Source organism: Candidatus Methylolitoribacter marinus, assembly GCF_051853155.1.
Classification (GTDB): Bacteria; Pseudomonadota; Gammaproteobacteria; order Burkholderiales; family Methylophilaceae; genus BACL14.
Genome location: NZ_CP124221.1, coordinates 724,948 through 743,075, shown reverse-complemented (window position 1 = coordinate 743,075; position 18,128 = coordinate 724,948). Strand labels below are relative to the sequence as shown.

20 protein-coding genes and 2 tRNA genes are annotated in these 18,128 nt (G+C 35.8%); 14 read left to right on the top strand and 8 right to left on the bottom strand.

What is annotated here, in order from left to right; all coding sequences use genetic code 11:
- Positions 1-18 precede the first annotated feature (18 nt).
- A complete protein-coding gene (locus tag QFA95_RS04000) occupies positions 19-1,230 on the top strand; it encodes a cation:proton antiporter domain-containing protein (RefSeq protein ID WP_486462249.1) in 1,212 nt (403 codons plus the stop codon).
- 33 nt (positions 1,231-1,263) lie between these two features.
- Here QFA95_RS04000 and QFA95_RS03995 read toward each other — a convergent pair.
- The 3 genes from QFA95_RS03995 to QFA95_RS03985 form a co-directional block, all read right to left on the bottom strand.
- A tRNA-Asn gene (locus tag QFA95_RS03995) sits at positions 1,264-1,339 on the bottom strand.
- A 53-nt stretch (positions 1,340-1,392) separates the two neighbouring features.
- Positions 1,393-2,601: a pyridoxal phosphate-dependent aminotransferase gene (locus QFA95_RS03990; protein WP_486462248.1), complete on the bottom strand. Its 1,209-nt coding sequence runs from the start codon at positions 2,599-2,601 to the stop codon at positions 1,393-1,395.
- Positions 2,602-2,668: 67 nt separating this feature from the next.
- Entirely contained in the window at positions 2,669-3,652 is a 984-nt protein-coding gene (locus tag QFA95_RS03985) for a trypsin-like peptidase domain-containing protein (protein WP_486462247.1), read from the bottom strand.
- A 56-nt stretch (positions 3,653-3,708) separates the two neighbouring features.
- Here QFA95_RS03985 and uvrB point away from each other — a divergent pair, with 56 nt between their 5' ends.
- The 8 genes from uvrB (at position 3,709) to radA (ending at position 11,091) form a co-directional block, all read left to right on the top strand.
- Complete coding sequence (gene uvrB / locus QFA95_RS03980) at positions 3,709-5,757, top strand: excinuclease ABC subunit UvrB (protein WP_486462246.1); 2,049 nt, start codon at positions 3,709-3,711, stop codon at positions 5,755-5,757.
- 106 nt (positions 5,758-5,863) lie between these two features.
- On the top strand, positions 5,864-6,250 hold the full coding sequence (rpsF, locus tag QFA95_RS03975; protein ID WP_486462245.1) for a 30S ribosomal protein S6: 387 nt from the start codon (positions 5,864-5,866) through the stop codon (positions 6,248-6,250).
- On the top strand, positions 6,247-6,534 hold the full coding sequence (locus tag QFA95_RS03970; RefSeq protein ID WP_486462244.1) for a hypothetical protein: 288 nt from the start codon (positions 6,247-6,249) through the stop codon (positions 6,532-6,534). Before rpsF ends, QFA95_RS03970 begins: the two co-directional genes overlap by 4 nt.
- Before the next feature lies 1 nt (position 6,535).
- Positions 6,536-6,763 carry a 30S ribosomal protein S18 gene (gene rpsR, locus QFA95_RS03965; protein WP_009851961.1) on the top strand — a complete coding sequence of 76 codons (228 nt, stop codon included), beginning with the start codon at positions 6,536-6,538 and terminating at the stop codon, positions 6,761-6,763.
- Positions 6,764-6,773: 10 nt separating this feature from the next.
- Positions 6,774-7,226 carry a 50S ribosomal protein L9 gene (gene rplI, locus QFA95_RS03960; RefSeq protein ID WP_486462243.1) on the top strand — a complete coding sequence of 151 codons (453 nt, stop codon included), beginning with the start codon at positions 6,774-6,776 and terminating at the stop codon, positions 7,224-7,226.
- Between the two features lie 58 nt (positions 7,227-7,284).
- On the top strand, positions 7,285-8,661 hold the full coding sequence (gene dnaB, locus QFA95_RS03955; RefSeq protein WP_486462242.1) for a replicative DNA helicase: 1,377 nt from the start codon (positions 7,285-7,287) through the stop codon (positions 8,659-8,661).
- Complete coding sequence (gene alr, locus QFA95_RS03950; RefSeq protein WP_486462241.1) at positions 8,661-9,734, top strand: alanine racemase; 1,074 nt, start codon at positions 8,661-8,663, stop codon at positions 9,732-9,734. Before dnaB ends, alr begins: the two co-directional genes overlap by 1 nt.
- A complete protein-coding gene (gene radA, locus QFA95_RS03945) occupies positions 9,727-11,091 on the top strand; it encodes a DNA repair protein RadA (protein ID WP_486462240.1) in 1,365 nt (454 codons plus the stop codon). The genes alr and radA overlap by 8 nt, the downstream gene beginning before the upstream one ends.
- Positions 11,092-11,116: 25 nt before the next feature.
- Here the strand turns inward: radA and hpnD are convergent, their stop codons facing one another.
- Together hpnD and QFA95_RS03935 are read right to left on the bottom strand one after the other, a co-directional pair.
- Positions 11,117-11,959: a presqualene diphosphate synthase HpnD gene (gene hpnD, locus QFA95_RS03940; protein WP_486462239.1), complete on the bottom strand. Its 843-nt coding sequence runs from the start codon at positions 11,957-11,959 to the stop codon at positions 11,117-11,119.
- On the bottom strand, positions 11,956-12,795 hold the full coding sequence (locus QFA95_RS03935; RefSeq protein ID WP_486462238.1) for a squalene/phytoene synthase family protein: 840 nt from the start codon (positions 12,793-12,795) through the stop codon (positions 11,956-11,958). The genes hpnD and QFA95_RS03935 overlap by 4 nt, the downstream gene beginning before the upstream one ends.
- A gap of 27 nt (positions 12,796-12,822) precedes the next feature.
- Between QFA95_RS03935 and QFA95_RS03930 the strand changes: the two genes are divergently transcribed.
- The 3 genes from QFA95_RS03930 (at position 12,823) to QFA95_RS03920 (ending at position 14,199) form a co-directional block, all read left to right on the top strand.
- On the top strand, positions 12,823-13,569 hold the full coding sequence (locus QFA95_RS03930) for an S-methyl-5'-thioinosine phosphorylase (protein WP_486462237.1): 747 nt from the start codon (positions 12,823-12,825) through the stop codon (positions 13,567-13,569).
- Complete coding sequence (gene def / locus QFA95_RS03925) at positions 13,559-14,071, top strand: peptide deformylase (RefSeq protein ID WP_486462236.1); 513 nt, start codon at positions 13,559-13,561, stop codon at positions 14,069-14,071. The genes QFA95_RS03930 and def overlap by 11 nt, the downstream gene beginning before the upstream one ends.
- Positions 14,072-14,109: 38 nt before the next feature.
- Positions 14,110-14,199, top strand: a tRNA-Ser gene (locus tag QFA95_RS03920).
- 34 nt (positions 14,200-14,233) lie between these two features.
- On the opposite strand, the gene QFA95_RS03915 is transcribed toward QFA95_RS03920, so the two are convergent.
- Positions 14,234-14,995 (bottom strand): glycosyltransferase family 2 protein, encoded by a 762-nt coding sequence (locus QFA95_RS03915; protein ID WP_486462235.1) that lies wholly within the window; start codon positions 14,993-14,995, stop codon positions 14,234-14,236.
- 138 nt (positions 14,996-15,133) lie between these two features.
- On the opposite strand from QFA95_RS03915, the gene QFA95_RS03910 reads away from it, so the two are divergent.
- A complete protein-coding gene (locus QFA95_RS03910; protein WP_486462234.1) occupies positions 15,134-16,264 on the top strand; it encodes a PQQ-dependent sugar dehydrogenase in 1,131 nt (376 codons plus the stop codon).
- Positions 16,265-16,280: 16 nt separating this feature from the next.
- Complete coding sequence (locus QFA95_RS03905) at positions 16,281-17,099, top strand: SMP-30/gluconolactonase/LRE family protein (RefSeq protein ID WP_486462233.1); 819 nt, start codon at positions 16,281-16,283, stop codon at positions 17,097-17,099.
- On the opposite strand, the gene QFA95_RS03900 is transcribed toward QFA95_RS03905, so the two are convergent.
- Positions 17,100-17,924, bottom strand: coding sequence for a redoxin domain-containing protein (locus QFA95_RS03900; protein ID WP_486462232.1), 825 nt, complete (start codon positions 17,922-17,924; stop codon positions 17,100-17,102).
- Complete coding sequence (locus tag QFA95_RS03895; RefSeq protein WP_486462231.1) at positions 17,921-18,124, bottom strand: DUF6356 family protein; 204 nt, start codon at positions 18,122-18,124, stop codon at positions 17,921-17,923. Before QFA95_RS03895 ends, QFA95_RS03900 begins: the two co-directional genes overlap by 4 nt.
- Between the last annotated feature and the right edge of the window lie 4 nt (positions 18,125-18,128).

Here is an 18,128-nt window from a genome sequence, read left to right as displayed (position 1 = left end):
TTTAAAAATCTTAAAATTATGTACCAAATAATTCTTGCTGTAGGTCTTCTTATTTTTGCTGCTCATGCCTTAAGTTTTGTTTTTAAAAAAACCTTAATTCCTGACGTATTAATTCTTATTATCTTTGGTATTGTAATTGGTCCAGTTTTTAATATAGTCTCGCCTTCTGATTTTGGAAAAATTGGAGAGGTGATTACGACGATTGCTTTGGTAGTCATACTTTTCGAAAGCGGCTGTTCATTAAACTTTAGGGTTCTGATGAGCTCATTTAAAACTTCTGGTTTTTTAACTCTTGCCAGTTTTATTGTAACCACAGTCATTGTTACTTTTTTTTCATTAAGTTTTTTAGATTTGAATTTTCTTTCTAGCTTAATGCTAGGCGTTATTTTAGGCGGCACATCCTCAGCCGTAGTTGTCCCAATTACTAATGTTTTAGATATTGAGCCAACAACGAAAACAACCCTGTTGCTTGAATCAGCAGCAACTGATGTGCTTTGTATTCTCACTCTATTCTCTCTTGTCGAATTTTATGAGCAGGATCAGGCTTTTAATGTCATTAAGTTTATTTCAAGCATTGGCGCGTCATTTATCATGGCAATAGTGTTTGGCCTCTTTGCAGGTACCTTGTGGCTTATAATTATTGATAAAATAAAAAATTTCCCAAACACCTTAACAACTACCATTGCTTGGCTATTTATTGTCTATGGAATAACCGAATTATTTTCTTATTCAGGTCCAATTGCAGCATTGGCATTTGGTTTAATTCTAACTAACTATAAGTCTTTCGGATTCATTAATAATTTCATTTTAGCCAAACATGAAATTAAGCCACTAACAAAAACAGAGCTAGATTTTTATAGAGAATTAGTTTTTTTACTTAAAATTTTCTTTTTTATTTTCTTGGGAATTCAGTTTGAAATTAAGGAGTACAGTCTTCTTGTATTTGCTATTGCTCTAGTTTTTTTCATATTTATTTTCAGAATCCCAATGACAAAGGTTTTATTTAAAGAGACGAATTTTATTGATAAGTCATATATTTCAATGATGGCGCCGAAAGGATTGGCAGCGGCAGTGTTAGCCTCCATTCCTTTAACTCATAATGTCCCCGGATCAGAAGAAATTATTGATATCGTTTCAATGGTAGTAGTGTTCAGCATCATTATTTGCGCAGTATTGGTCATGCTGTTTAGATTTAATTTTGTTAAACGACTTTATCAGAAGATCTTATAAAAAAAGCCACATCAAATGATGTGGCTCTGAATTTGGCTCCCCAACCTGGGCTCGAACCAGGGACACACGGATTAACAGTCCGTTGCTCTACCGACTGAGCTATTGGGGAAGAGAAGTGAGATGGTAAACAGAAAATGGCTTTTGGTCAATATTGAAATACAATTAAATTTCGATTGCTTTTTTGATTCGAGAAATAGCCTCAACTAAATTCTCCATTGAGGTAGCAAAGGATAATCTAAAGTAACCTTCGGCACCAAAAGCCGAACCAGGAACTACGGCAACATTGGCTTTCTCTAATAAATATTCGCATAACCCGATATCGTTATTTTTTGAAATAATATTTGCATCAAACAACCGATCAATGGCATCTTGGGCATAAGGAAATGCATAAAAAGCCCCCTCTGCAGGAATGCAACTTAATCCGTGAATACTGTTAATATTTTCTACAACATAAGCATGTCTGAGTTTAAATTCCTTAACCATTTCCGCAATACATTCATTATTTCCCCTAAGAGCCGTTTCGGCAGCAGCCTGGGATATAGATGAAGGGTTGGATGTTGACTGTGATTGTAATTTAGTCATGGCTTTAATAATTTTTGCTGGACCAGCAGCATAACCAATTCGCCATCCAGTCATGGAGTATGCTTTAGATACACCATTGATAATTACTGACCTATTTTTTAAACTCGGATCAACCATAACTATATTATTAAATGCTTGATTATTTAAATTGATATGCTCATAAATATCATCGGAGGCGATGATCACATTCGGATATTTTTGAAATACTGTTGCTAGTTGAAGTAATTCCGCTTTTGTATAAACAGATCCTGTTGGATTTGAGGGTGAGTTTAAGAAAACTAATTTTGTTTTCTCTGTAAGGGCATTATCGAGTTGTTCCGGTGTAATTTTAAAATTATCTTCAATGGTCGTTGAAATAATTTTTGCTTTAGCACCAGTAAGTACAGTAATATCCTCATAAGAAACCCAATAAGGAGAGGGTATCAATACCTCATCGCCAGGATCTAAAATGGATAAACATAAATTAAAAATGCATTGCTTACCGCCAACACCGACAACTATTTCTTCTGGTTTATAATCTAAGCCATTATCATTTTTAAACTTATCAACAATGGCATTTTTTAAAGTGGGTATGCCGCCAACCGGAGTATATTTAGTTTTACCTTCTTTGATAGCTTGAATAGCACCTTCTTTAATAAAATCGGGAGTATCAAAATCAGGCTCACCCGCTGCTAAACCAATAATATCTATCCCTTGTGATTTTAATAAAGAAGCTTTTGCGGTTACAGCTAGAGTTGGGGATTCTTTAATGCGTTGAACTGCAGAAGATAGAGTAATATTTTCAGACAAGGTGAGTAATTAAATAAAAGTATGTAAAGATTAAGATTCTACAAAATAATTGACTACACGTGAAGAATTATTTCTCAAAAAGATCTTTTAATTCGAGCGCCTTATCAAGATTAATTTGATTTAGTTTTTGATAATATGCATAAGCCATACCTGGGTCTTCATCTTTAAAAAGCTTAGCTAACTCGAATAATGGGTCAATATTTTTATTATCACATTGATTAGATTTTATAAATGCTTCCTTTGCATCAATATATTTTTCCATGGATAAATAAGCATAACCTAATTCATACCATGCTTCAGTATTTTCGGGTTCTATCTTTGTCCATTCTTCAGCTAACGGAACAACCTTATTCCATTCCAATTTTGCCTTCGGCACAGCTATCCTCAAATAGTAAGGTTTTTTGTCCTCGTCTTCCTCCCACAGGGCTTTGCCATCAATCGGAAAATCATCAAATTCTTTTTTAGCCATTAACTCTTTTACCCATTCAACAGGGACAGCGTAATAGGTTCCATAACCTGTCGTCTTAAAAGTATTTATACCAACAAGCTCACCATTCATGTTGAAGAGCCCGCTACCACTCGCACCTAATCGAAATTTAGCACTTGAAAGAATAAGGTTACCGTTTTGATTTGGATAAGTTGCAATAATTAATCCTCCAATAGTCAAAGGCACGGGGGCACCATTAGAATGACCAATACCTACCACTTCTTCATTTTTATTTAGTTTTGAAGTACTAAGTGAAATGGGAGTTCGATTTAAATTGTGAACTTCTAAAAGGCAAAGATCATGCCATGGATTCGATTTAACTGAGACTATGGAGTATGTTGTGTCACCCTGAGATACCCAAGGTTTTTTTGTTCCACGAAGGACATGACAATTTGTGACAATTTCATTTTCACCAACAATCACTCCTGACCCATAACCAAGCGATCCGTTTTCTTGATATCCTCTGATCATCACCACAGAGTTGTATGCGTGCATTAATGCCGCTTGGTCGTATGCTACAACAGTGGAAGACAAAAGAATGAGAGATAATATTAATTTTTTCATATTTTAATGACTGAACTAAGACTATAAAGTTCTTTTGCTGATAGTATTTAAGGTTTATGAATGAAGTCAAATTTAAAAAATATCCGCACAGTCCTTATGAGTTAGCTCTTCCATTTGAGCCATCAGGTGATCAGCCGAAAGCTATCGAGCAATTAATCGACGGAATAAATCGAAATGAGAAGTTCCAGACATTGCTAGGTGTAACAGGCTCAGGAAAAACATTTACGATTGCAAATGTAATTGCTCAAACTGGAAGGCCTGCCATTGTCATGGCGCCTAATAAAACTTTAGCTGCACAACTGTATTCAGAATTCAAAGAATTTTTCCCTAACAATTCTGTTGAGTATTTTGTCTCTTATTACGATTACTATCAACCTGAGGCCTATGTTCCTGCTAGAGATCTTTTTATAGAAAAAGATTCAAGCATAAATGATCATATTGAGCAAATGCGCCTCTCTGCAACCAAGGCTCTTTTAGAGCGTGATGATTCGATTATTGTTGCTTCTGTTTCGGCCATATATGGTATTGGTGACCCAGTGGATTACCAAGGAATGGTTTTGCATATTCAGTCAGGAGAAAAAATCTTACAAAGAAATATTGTGCAAAGACTTGTTTCGATGCAGTACGATCGAAATGATTTTGATTTTGCAAGGGGAACATTTCGTGTTCGCGGAGACGTGATAGATATATTTCCAGCTGAGAACTCGGAAACTGCTTTAAGAATTTCAATGTTTGATGATGAAATTGAAAGTCTTACTTTATTTGATCCGTTAACTGGTCAACTTTTTAATAAAATCAAACGATTTACGGTTTACCCATCCAGTCATTATGTTACTCCTCGGCAAACGGTTGTGAATGCAATTGAAAAGATTAAAGTGGAGCTTCATGAGCGGGTGAATTTTTATCTTAAAGAAAAAAGACTGGTTGAGGCTCAGCGGATAGAGCAAAGAACAAAATTCGATATTGAGATGCTTAATGAAATTGGTTTTTGTAAGGGGATTGAAAACTATTCTAGACACTTATCAGGGAGGGGTACAGGAGAGGCTCCACCAACATTGATTGATTACTTGCCTGATAATGCTTTAATGTTTTTTGATGAAAGTCACGTTACCATTCCTCAGATTGGCGGAATGTACAAAGGGGATAGGGCAAGGAAAGAGAATCTGGTTGATTTTGGGTTCAGATTGCCGTCTGCTATGGATAATCGCCCGTTAAAATTTGAAGAGTTTGAAAACCTCATGAAGCAATGTATTTTTGTCTCAGCGACTCCAGCAGATTATGAAGATAAGCATTCAAAAATTATCGTCGAACAGGTTGCTCGACCAACTGGTTTGGTGGATCCTGAGATAGAGATTTATCCAGCCGACTCGCAGGTTGATCACTTGCTGGGCGAGATAAAAAAAACCACTGCACAAGATAACAGAGTGTTAGTCACCACCTTGACTAAGAGAATGGCAGAAGACTTAACGGATTATTTAATTGAAAATGGCATTAAGGTGAAATACTTACATTCAGATATTGACACAGTGGAGCGGGTGGAGATTATTCGTGATCTTCGCTTAAAGGAATTTGATGTTCTTGTTGGTATCAATCTTTTAAGGGAGGGCCTCGATATTCCCGAAGTAGGTTTAGTTGCCGTTTTAGATGCTGATAAAGAAGGTTTTTTGAGATCTGAGCGTTCATTGATTCAAACTGCGGGGAGAGCTGCAAGAAATCTAGATGGAAGAGTAATATTTTACGCAAATCAAGAAACTAGAAGTATGAAGTCCGCCATTAGCGAAATGTCACGCAGACGTGAACGTCAAATTGCCTATAATGCAGAAAATAATATTACTCCAGCTGGAGTTCGAAAAAAAATTAAAGATATTATTGAAAAAGAAATAGATACTGAATCATTTAAGCTTAATCAAACTGAGCGGAAGAAATATAGAAAATATGAAGACCTAACTGAACCAAAACTGATTAAAGAAATTTCCAAACTTGAGAAAAATATGCAGAAGTTTTCAAGAAATTTAGAATTTGAAAAAGCAGCTGAGGTTAGAGATGAAATCAAATTTTTAAAAGTCAAAGTATACGGACCCAACTTAAAAGACCATATGTCCTAGAGGCTGTTTGTTTTTATTGATATTCTTTGAAATGTTAGTATAATCTTGTTTTTTTAATCCTTGCCTCACAGCATATGACTGGAGGCTATAACCATGAGGAAACACTATGCGACACTACGAAGTTGTATTTATCGTTCATCCTGATCAAAGCGAACAAGTTCCTGCGATGATTGAGCGATATCAAACCCTCCTAAAAACAAACTCTGGCAACATACACCGTCTTGAAGACTGGGGAAGAAGACAGTTAGCGTATCCAATTCAAAAAATTCATAAAGCCCATTATGTTTTAATGAATATTGAATGTGATCAAAAAACTCTTGAAGAGCTAGAAACATCATTTAAATTTAATGATGCTGTTTTAAGACATCTTACATTTGCCACAAAAGATGCAGTGACTTCTCCATCTCCTATGATGAAAGAAGAGAAATCTAAAACAATTGTTGGCGATAAAGAAGTAGTTGACACTAAAGAAGAGGAAACTAGCGAATCTTGAATGAATTGATATTGGTTGGAGTAGTATCCAGTCTTGATGACATTAGATACTCACCAGCAAATATTCCAATCAGAAATTTAACAATTCATTTTGAAGATTCAAGTAAAAAACATTTTTTTAAATTTGTTGAATTTGAGATAAATGCAGTAGTAATAGGCGATTTGGTAAAAGAAGGTTTTAAGATTAACGAAACTTACCAATTTAAAGGTTTTTTAGATAGAAAGTCAAAAAAATCGAATCAGCTGTTATTTCATATTCAAGAATATAAGTTAAGGAGCAAATGATATGGCAAGAGATATGATAAGAAGAAGAAGATACTGCCGCTTTTCTGCAGAAGGTATCAAAGAAGTTGATTATAAAGATGTTGATTTATTAAAAGACTTTATTTTAGAGAATGGTAAGATTATTCCAGCTAGAATTACCGGTACGAAAGCACGTTACCAAAGACAGCTTACAACGGCTGTGAAACGCGCGAGATTTTTAGCTCTTCTTCCATACACGGATAAACATTAAGGAGATAGGCATGCAAGTTATATTATTAGAAAAAATTGCCAACTTAGGTAACCTTGGTGATGTGGTAAAAGTAAAAGACGGCTATGGCAGAAACTTTCTGATCCCGCAAGGTAAAGCAAAAAGAGCAACCGAATCAAATATGGCTGAATTTGAAGCTAAAAAAGCAGAATTCGAAAAACAACAAGCAGCTCTTCTTAAGTCAGCACAGGATCGTGCTAAAAAATTAGATGGTTTCACATTACAAGTTACTCAAAAGGCTGGTGTAGATGGTAAATTATTTGGCTCTGTAACAAATTTTGACATTGCTGAAGAGCTTGTAAAAGCAGGTCATGAAGTCACTAAATCTGAAATTAGAATGCCTGAGGGCCCGCTTAAGGTTGTTGGTGACCATAAAGTGTCAATTGCTCTTCATGCCGATGTAGTGGTTGAAATTACGGTCTCTGTGCTCGGAGAAACTGAATAAAAATTTATTTTATTAGGCTGCCACTGGCAGCCTTTTTTTTATCGTTTATAATCAATAAATGGCCGACGATTCTATTAGCAAATTAAGACTTCCACCCCATTCATTAGAGGCTGAGCAGTCTTTACTTGGAGGTTTGTTAATTGATAATGAAGCACTAGATAAAGTCGCAGATATAGTCTCAGTTAAAGATTTTTACCGACAAGATCATCAAATTATCTATCAACACATTCACCGATTAATTGAAAGATCTCAACCTGCAGATATAGTTACCGTTGGTGAGTCTCTTGAATCGAATTCAGAATTAAATACAGTTGGCGGCCTTGAATATTTAGGCCTTCTCGCTGAAAGTACACCTACGGCTGCAAATATTAGAGGGTATGCTCAGATTATCAGAGAGCGATCAATCATGCGAAGTCTAGTTGAGGTTGGAACTGATATTGTTGATAATGCCTTGTCACCTCAAGGGAGGGATGCTCAACAATTGTTAGATGAGTCTGAGTCAAAAATTTTTCAAATCGCTGAGGCTGGGAAAAATGATCGAATTGGATTTACTGATATTAAAGAATTATTACCTCAGGTCGCTGAAAGAATTGACCAATTATTTCAAAGAGATAACCCCTCTGATGTGACTGGAATTCCAACCGGCTATAAAGATCTGGATATGATGACTTCAGGCTTACAACCTGGAGACTTAATCATTATTGCTGGTCGTCCATCTATGGGAAAAACTTCGCTTGCTTTGAACATCTGTGAATATGTTGCCATAGATACAGGTTTGCCATCTGCGGTTTTTTCCATGGAGATGGCGTCAACACAACTAGTATCTAGATTAATTGGATCTGTGGGCAAGTTAAATCAGCACAAGATGAGAACAGGTCAATTAGATGATAATGACTGGGAAAAATTATCTTACGCTCTCGGTCAGCTTAATGAGGCGCCAATTTTTATTGATGAAGGATCCGCGTTAAACCCTTACGAAGTGAGAGCTCGCGCCAGAAGACTTCATAAACAGTGTGGTAGATTGGGTCTTATTGTGATTGATTACTTGCAATTAATGGGTTCGGGTGGATCGACCGAAAATCGAGCCACTGAGATATCTGAAATTTCTCGATCTTTAAAAGCATTAGCTAAAGAACTCAACGTTCCAGTTATCGCTTTATCACAATTGAATCGAAGTGTGGAGCAAAGACCGGATAAGCGTCCAGTTATGTCAGATTTAAGAGAATCAGGCGCGATTGAACAAGATGCTGATGTCATTATGTTTATCTATCGTGATGAAGTATATAACCCTGAAACACCTGACAAAGGGATTGCTGAAATTATCCTAGCTAAACAAAGAAATGGTCCTGTAGGCAGGGTGAAATTGACATTCTTGGGTGAATATACAAAATTTGAAAATTACGCCAATCCTGTAGGCTATGATATTCCTGACTAATGCGTCCTCTAAAAGCTCTCATTAATCTTGAAAATGCGAAACATAATTTAAATTATGTGAGATCTCTAGCACCCTCATCAAAAATTATGGCAACACTCAAAGCTAATGCATACGGACATGGCTTAACTCTTATGGCAGGAGCCTTTAATGATGCAGATGCTTTTTCTGTGCTCACCATTGAAGATGCTATTGAGATTAGAGAGGCTGGGTTTGATAAAAAAATCTTGTTGCTAGAAGGTGCTTTTGATAAGGAAGATCTGAAAATTGCTGCGGCTTACCATTTTGATTTGGTGATCCATAATGATTACCAGTTGGCATTATTAAGACAACTTCCACATGATAAGCGGATTGATATTCACTTAAAAGTAAATACGGGCATGAACCGACTTGGTTTTTCAGTTAAATCAATCTCAAAAGTCTACAATCAGCTAAAGAATGATGATCGTATCAATGAGATTGTATTTATGAGTCATTTTGCGAATGCTGATAAAACCAATGGTACTGATCAACAGTATCAGGAGATTGAAAAATTAATGAATGATTACAACGAACCATTCTCTCTTGCAAATTCTGCGGCTCTGATTTCTGATAATAAGACACATGCAGACTGGATTAGGCCAGGAATTATGCTGTATGGAGCAAGTCCATTCGATTTTTCACAAAAGATACCTGATTTAAAACCCGTCATGACTCTCCGTTCAGAGGTAATTTCTATTCAGGAAATCAAAAAGGGAGAGAATGTTGGCTACGGCCAAGAATTTGTTGCCAATAAAGATATGAGGATTGCGACTGTAGCTTGTGGATATGCGGATGGTTATCCAAGACATGCCCCAACCGGAACTCCTGTGCTTATTGATGGAGTTAAAACTAGCACAGTTGGCAGGGTATCTATGGATATGCTTGCAGTAGACATTACTGACCTAGGAAATGTAAATTATGGCTCTATGGTTGAGCTATGGGGAGAACAGTTGAGTGTCGATGAAGTGGCTCATAATGCCAAAACAGTTGGCTATGAGCTGTTGTGTGCGATCTCATCAGCATCTAGGGTACCTGTTGATATAAATTATGGCTAAATCAAAGACCTTATATCAGTGCCAACAATGCGGTGGTCAGTCTTCAAAATGGCAAGGCCAATGCCCACATTGTTTTGAGTGGAATTGTCTGGAGGAACAAGTCTTGCAGACCTCAACATCCCGTTTTAAGTCATTAAACAAAAAATCTAATCTTATTAATATTAATGAAGTAGAAATTAACGAAATATTTAGGCATCCAACTAACAATGGAGAGCTTGATCGTGTTTTAGGTGGAGGGCTTGTTCCTGGTGGTGTGACATTGATTGGTGGAGATCCTGGCATTGGAAAATCTACGTTGTTAATTCAGGCTTTATCTTCTCTAACAAAAAATCCAAATCAAGAATTAACTGTAATCTATATTACGGGCGAGGAATCTATTGAGCAGGTTGCTATGCGAGCAAGAAGGTTAGATTTGGAGGTTTCTGATCTTTTAGTGCTGTCTGAAATAAATTTGAACAACATTATTACAGTCATTGAGAAAGAAAAACCTAGTGTGGTGGTGATTGACTCAATTCAAACCCTTTTTTCTGAGGAGCTAAACTCAGCCCCAGGTTCGGTATCCCAGGTAAGAGAATGTGCTGCACAATTGACAAGAGTGGCTAAAGCGAATGATGTCAGTATGATCTTAGTGGGCCACGTGACCAAGGAAGGCTCGATAGCAGGCCCAAGAGTACTAGAACATATTGTGGATACAGTCTTATATTTTGAAGGAGAATCAAACTCCTCTTTTCGCTTAGTAAGATCAATTAAAAATAGATATGGCGCAGTCAATGAGCTGGGTATTTACGCAATGACTGAAAAGGGTTTAAAAGAGATCTTAAATCCCTCAGCTATATTTTTATCAGAAACCTCTTTTGATCAAGCAGGCTCAGTGGTTACCGTCATGCAAGAAGGGACCAGACCAATTCTCATCGAACTCCAAGCGTTGGTGGATGAATCAAAGCAATCCTCTCCGAAGAGATTATCGGTTGGCTTGGAGAGTAATAGAATATCAATGATCTTAGCGGTGTTAAATAAACACTTAGGTTTATCTTGTCATACCCATGATGTCTTCTTAAATGCGGTTGGAGGGGTTAAAATTGCGGAACCAGGAGTTGATTTAGCTGTTTTGATTGCCATTGCGTCTTCATTGCAAGAAAAACAGTTGCATAGCAAAACTCTTATTTTTGGAGAGGTTGGTTTGGGAGGGGAAGTAAGGCCAGTTGTACGAGGGCAGGAGCGAATCCAGGAAGCTATAAAATTAGGCTTTAAACGAATAATTTTACCAAGAAAGAATCTGCCTAAAAAAACTATTCATGATGTCGAATTAATTCCTGTTGATAATATCAAAAATGCATTAAACGAGGCTTTTAAATAGTAATAATTTAAATGAAAATATTATTCTAAGTTATTATTTTTATTATTGTTTTTAATATTATATAACCTTTTCTTATCGGTGTGAGTTGGGTTCGCTCGTTAAGAATATTGGATAAATTACCTTCCTCAATCGACAGTAATAAATCATAGTAAATGTAACCCATCATCATGCCAGGAAGTTGATTGGTTTTATCTTCTGTTGGTAACAATGAAAAAGCCTTGCGATAGAATGATCTGGCACGTTCAATTTGATATTTCATTAGATTGATAAGTTTTTGGTTGTCTATATTGCTTTTAAAATCTTTTTCATCAATATCAAATTGTTTTAAGTCATTTAATGGAATGTAAATTCTATTTCTTCGTATATCTTCGCCCACATCTCGGATAATATTCGTTAATTGAAGTGCGATACCCAGATTATGCGCATAATCTAATGTTTTTTTGTTCTCAAACCCAAATATATGAGCTGCTAAAATACCAACAACCGAGGCTGCTCGATAGGTGTATAGTTGCAATTGCTTGAAATCTTGATAGCGATTAAAATCCAGATCCATTTTCATGCCATCAATGATTTCTATAAAGTAATTCTGATTTAAATTAAATTTTTGAATCGGCTCTAAAAGAGCTTTGGTTACTGGATGTTGAGGTTTGTCTTGGTATAAATTGTTGATTTCAGAGTACCACCAGTTTAATTTCGCTAAACCAACTTCATATTCAATACAATTATCTGCAATATCATCTACTTCACGGCAAAAGGCGTACAGAGCAATCAGAGCTTTTTTCTTTTGTGAATTGAGAAAGAGAAAAGGCAGGGCGAAGTTGGTCTTACTTTCTTTGAGTTTTTTTTTGCAATACTGATCTGGAGTCATCGCAGGAAAAAAGCCTTGGTAAAAACAATAAACCAGCTTATGGCATTCATTTTTATGTGGAATGGATTTTTTTCTTTTTTGATTTTTTGACTAAGCATGAGGCCAGCTGATATTAATAATTTCATTTCAAATTTAAAACGCCAATTTCCATAGTTAAGAATGTCTTTTCCTAATATTAAGCGATTATTGATTTGATCAGTCCAATAATTTTTAAAATTTTCCCAATTTCCAAGAAATTGCCCTTTTTGAAGTGCTGGAACATTAAGTTGATATTGTTTAATCAATGATTCTGGCAGATAAACTCGACTTTTATTGAGATCTTCACGGATATCTTGAATCATATCAATCATAGCAAAAGCAGAACAAATATGATTTGCATGGGCATACGTTGCTTTTGAATCCAGCCTATTGACTTGAAGGTATAGCTTCCCAGCAGCATGCGCCGCATCTTTGTAGTAATCAAATAACTCCTTTTCATTTTTGTATTTCTTTTTGATTGTGTCTTGAAAAAAAGCATCCATGAGTTGATAAAAGAATTGAATATTGAGTTTATATGTTTTAATGAGATGAAATAAGTCAATAAATAGCGGTTCGCTTGGGATACAGTTTTTTTTTATCATATCTAACTGAGATTTCATTTTTTTGAGTTGAGATTGCTTTTCTCTTGCTGATAGATTTTCGGCATCTGCAATATCATCTCCAATCCGAGCAAAAGTATAGATGGTAATAATGGCATTTTTACTTTTCTTGGGTAAAAATTTAGCAATAGAAAAGTTTTCATAATGCTTTCTGATTACTTGATTATCTTTTAGACTTATATAATTATCTGATCTCATTTAATTATTATATAAGGATAAATTATTTTGCTAGCAATAATCGGTGGATCCGGACTAGGCAATATTGAGGGACTTGAAATAATACGCCGTGAAATTGTAAGAACTCCTTACGGCCAACCATCAGAACCCCTGATTTTTGGTAATCTAGGTGGTAAAGAGGTTATTTTCTTGGCGAGACATGGTGCTAATCATACTTTGGCTCCTCATAATATTAATTATCGAGCAAATATTTGGGCCCTCCAATCGGTTGGCGTTAAGTCTATTATTTCAATTGCTTCAGTAGGATCTATTGAAAAATCAATCAAGGTAGGAGATTTTGTCATTCCGCATCAGGTTATTGATTATACTTATGGAAGAAACAACACCTTCTTTGATGGGTTAGAGAACCCCGTCAAACACATTGATTTCACTTATCCCTATGATATGAGTTTAAGAGAAATTATTATTCAGTCTGTACAAAAACTTAAATACAACTTTGTCAGCGAAGGAGTGTATGCAGCAACCCAAGGTCCTCGATTGGAAACTGCGGCGGAAATTGATCGTTATGAAAAAGATGGAGCAACGATTGTGGGCATGACAGCGATGCCAGAGGCAGCGCTAGCTCGTGAGTTAAATTTAAGCTATGTTGCCATCTGTCCTGTAGCAAATCATGCAGCAGGAAGGGGAGAGAGTGCAGAGGGAATCACGTCCGCCATGCTTAGCCACAGTTCGGAACAAACCATCAAAAACACCATCGATATCCTTATTCACCTTGTAAAAACTTATGGCTATTAGAGATATTCTAAAAATGGGTAATCCTGATCTCCTTAAGGTGAGTGAGCCGATAGATTTTGAAAAAGATGACCTTAAAACGCTCATTGAGGATATGAAAGAGACCATGAAGGCGAATGATGGGGCTGGTCTAGCTGCCCCTCAGATTGGTGTTTTTAAACGTTTAGTCATCTTTGGGTTTGATACAAACGATCGCTATCCAGAGGCAGACGCCGTTCCCTTTACTGTCCTCATTAACCCAGTCATCACACCCTTGTCGGATGACAAAGAAAATGGTTGGGAGGGTTGTTTATCCGTCCCTGGACTCAGAGGAGTTGTACCAAGGTTCACTCATATTAAATACGAAGGCTATGATGCCGATGGAAAGAAATTTGAAAGGGAAGTGGAAGACTTTCATGCTCGTGTGGTGCAACATGAATGCGATCACCTAGATGGGATTTTATATCCAATGAAAATAGAGGATTACAGGTACTTCGGTTTTCATGAAGAAATATTTAAAGATTAGTTTTGCAGATTTCAAACCTATGATAAAATTTGCACCACGGAAGAGTGGCAGAGTGGTTTAATGCACCGGTCTTGAAAACCGACGTGGGTTCGCGCCCACCGTGAGTTCGAATCTCACCTCTTCCGCCATTATCTTTAGTTAACACATATATTTCTTACTTCATTATGTAGATGAGATTTGAGTAAGATCTTTGTATCTTAAAAGCCTTTTTGGTTTTTTAAAAACCTTACCGTTTTCGGCTCTCGTTCCTTCTTCAACATGGTCTAAAAATGAAAACATTTTTTTATCCGACCATATAACCCTTTTAAATTTTTTGCTTTGGAGATAATCTTGAATATAGTATGAGGGTGTTTCAACAGTGACATTATAAAAGCTCAAATTATGCTGTTTAATTAATTTTAAATTATAAAGTGCGCAAAAAGACTTTATATGCACTTCTTTAAAATTTGATACTCGATAATTGCCTCCAAAAAAATTCAAGATTAATCTTGTATATTTACGAAAAAATTTTTTGATTAGTCTAGTAAATCTTCTTAGTAGACTTTTTTTGGTTTGTTGTAGGCATCCAACAACAAAATTATTTTTATTCCTTTTTATTTCTTTTAACATCTTAGAAATTAATTTGTTACTGTATATAAAAGTATCTGAATGAATTATCAGTAAGTAATCAGCTGTTGAAGTTTTTGCAATTAAATCTAGAGCTCTGCCATGAGCTTGATAACTATTACTATCAATTGTTTTTCTTTCAATTAGGTTAATAAATTTAGTCTTCTTAAGAAGCTCCAAACTCTTATCCTGAGAATTATTATCAACTACAAAAATTTTATTTACTTGATTTAAAACATTTTCTTTTAAATACTTTAAACAGATTTTGGTTAGTTTAGGTGTTTTATAGTTAATAAAGCCAACATCGATATTTTTCATTAATATGTGAATTATTTTTTTTGAATTAGGGATTATGTTTTTTCGATATGAAACTGATATGACAAAAATATAAATAAGGAACAAATGTACAACTTTTTAAGTAAAATTAATAAACAATATTTGCCGTTTTAAATTGATATGCTTAATAAGATAATTTTATTCATTCTAAGTTTTCATATTTCTTTGACTTTTGCTGATCCTAAAATAAGTGATTACAGAAAATATGTAAAGACAAAATCAGATTTTAGATTAGAAAAATACGATGTTTCTTTTGAACATCCCTGGGGTATTACTTCAATTAGTAATGAAGAGATGATCGTTTCAGAAAAAGGTGGCAGTTTATTTAAATTTAATAAACAAACTGCCGACAAAACTCAAATTAATCACAACATTCAACACATTGAATACAAGCCAGGAGGAAAGCAGGGTGGGTTGTTGGATGTTTATTTTAATCCAAAAGATAACCATCTATATCTTACTTACAGTTACAATCATGATGGTAAATTTTCGAGTTCTGCAATTGCCAAGGGTAAGCTGCAGGCTAATGAAATTATAGATTTTCAAAATCTTCTGATAGCCTCACCGAAGCTAAAAGAAAATAGGCACTATGGATCACGCATCGTAATAAAAGATGACAACCTATATGCCGGTTTTGGTGAGCGAGGGGGTGAGATGATTGCACAAGATCCGACGACTCATCCAGGCAGCATCGTTCGAATTAAAACAGATGGGTCAGTTCCAAATGACAACCCCCACTTTACATCTCATCCTGATTGGCTACCCGAAATATATTCCATCGGTGTAAGAAATCCACAAGGAATTACTTTGACACCAGAAAATGATGTTTTATTTTCCAGTCACGGCCCCAAAGGGGGCGATCATATTGCGATTGCTCAGCCTGGAGCAAATTTTGGCTGGAAACATATATCATGGGGTGGTAGCGAATACACTGGCATTAAAATTGGTAAATCACCATTTGATAATCAATTTACGTCAACGAAACTGAACTGGGTACCTTCAATGGCAATTAGCAGTGTACAATTTTATACTGGAAAAACCTTCCCTGAGTGGCAAGGCGATTTAATTCTCTGTTCACTTAATGGTGAAAGTCTTATCCGATTGGATTTTGAGGATGGAGAAATTGTTGGTGAAGAGGTTATTCTCAGTGGCGATATAGGTCGTATTCGTGATTTTGAGATTGATCAAGAGGGTGATATCTATTTAATTACTGATCTAAGAAAATCACCAGTTTGGAAGTTAACACGTTAATTATTTAGGAATGTTTATGAAATTACTTTGGATTTTATTAGGTTTAAGTATGTTATCAAGCTCAGTCTTTGCTGATGTCGTCATCGATGGTTTCAAGATGCCAGAATCAGTTGCCCAGGATAAGGACGGTAATATTTACGTCTCAGAAATAGGTGAGCGGGATGTTGATAAAGACGGAAAAATCACAATGATTGATAAAAGTGGAAAACGCATCACAATCGTTGATGATTTATATGACCCAAAAGGTTTGGTGTTGTTTGATAATAAATTATATGTGACCGATCGAGATGTGGTGGTTAAGGTTGATTTAAAAAGTAAATCGTCTGCCGTGCATGCAGGCACCATGCAATTTCCCAGAAGTCCTGTCTTCTTGAATGATATTGACGTGGATGATAAAGGAAATTTATATGTCTCTGATTCAGGTGATTTTAAGAGCACGGGTCAGATTTTTGTAATCAAGACCACAGGTGAAATAGAAACGATATTTGAGGATGAGAGAAATTTAATTAAAGCTCCCAACGGCCTTCTTTTAGATGGAGAGACACTCTATATTCTGGACTGGGCTGGTGAGTTTTTTCAAGCTGATTTAAACAAAAAATCTTTCAAGAAAATTGCCGATGGATTTAATGGTGGAGACGGAATTGCTAAAGTGAAGGAAACCTTCTTTTTAAGTAGTTGGTTAGAAGGCAAGCTTTATAAGCTTATTGATGGTAAAGCTGAGCTCGTAAATGATAAGTTTGAAGCGGCAGCCGATATAAGTTTAAGTCAAGATAACAAAAAAGTTTATGTTCCTGATATGAAAGCGGGTACATTAACAATTCTTGATCTAAACTAATTACTTTTTATAAATCCGGCTTTTATTTCTATTTTTATTGCCTTGATAAAAACCAGGCTGTTCAATCATCCTTAAATATTGTTGATGTTCGGTGAAATCATTAGTTGAGTAATGCTCTTCTATCATGTCGTTGGTAATGTAGGTGGGAACAATCACCTCATCCCCAGGATTCCAATTTGCTGGCGTAGAAACTTTATATTTATCTGCGACTTGAAGGGCATCAACCGTCCTAAGAATTTCATAAAAGTTTCTTCCTACGTGCATGGGGTAGGTGAGGATGGTTTGGACCTTCTTATCTGGCGAAATAATATATACAGATCTTATAGTGGCTTTATGTTTGATTCCAAAGGCACTTTCATTGGGATTAGCATTCGGGTGAATCATATCAAAAATTTTTGCAATCTCCATTGAGGTATCAGCGATGATCGGGTAATCCACATCAGGACGGCTTTTAAATACATCAGTAAACTTATCCAAAGATTTTTCTAGCGAGAATTCTGTTTTAATTTTATCTTTGTAAGCATTCACGTGCGGGATCCACTCCTTATGGTCCTCAAGTGAATCAACACTAAGCCCGATAAGCTTGACATTTTTGTCAGCAAACTCGGGTTGCAGAAAAGCCGCATAAGCTAGTTCAGTAGTACAGACGGGAGTGAAGTCACCAGGGTGAGAAAATAATACCACCCAACTGTCTTTAGACCATTTGTAAAAATTAAGATCGCCTTTCGTTGTGTTTGCATTAAAGTCAGGGGTTGTATCCCCAATTTGTAATGCATGAACGATACAATTAAATAAGATTAAAAGGGGGATGAGTAAGTATTTCATTTCGATCTTCTTTCTTGTTCAGATTCTTTTACTAACCTTTGGACAATTTTTTGACTTACAAATGGAAATATAGAGGGAATTAATGCATGAATAATTGAGGCAATACCAGCATAGATAAGAAGGAAACCAGCCTTAAAAGCAAACATAAAATGTCTCCAATATGGTTTTCCAGCTTCTGTTAAATGTTTTTTAAATAACATAAGA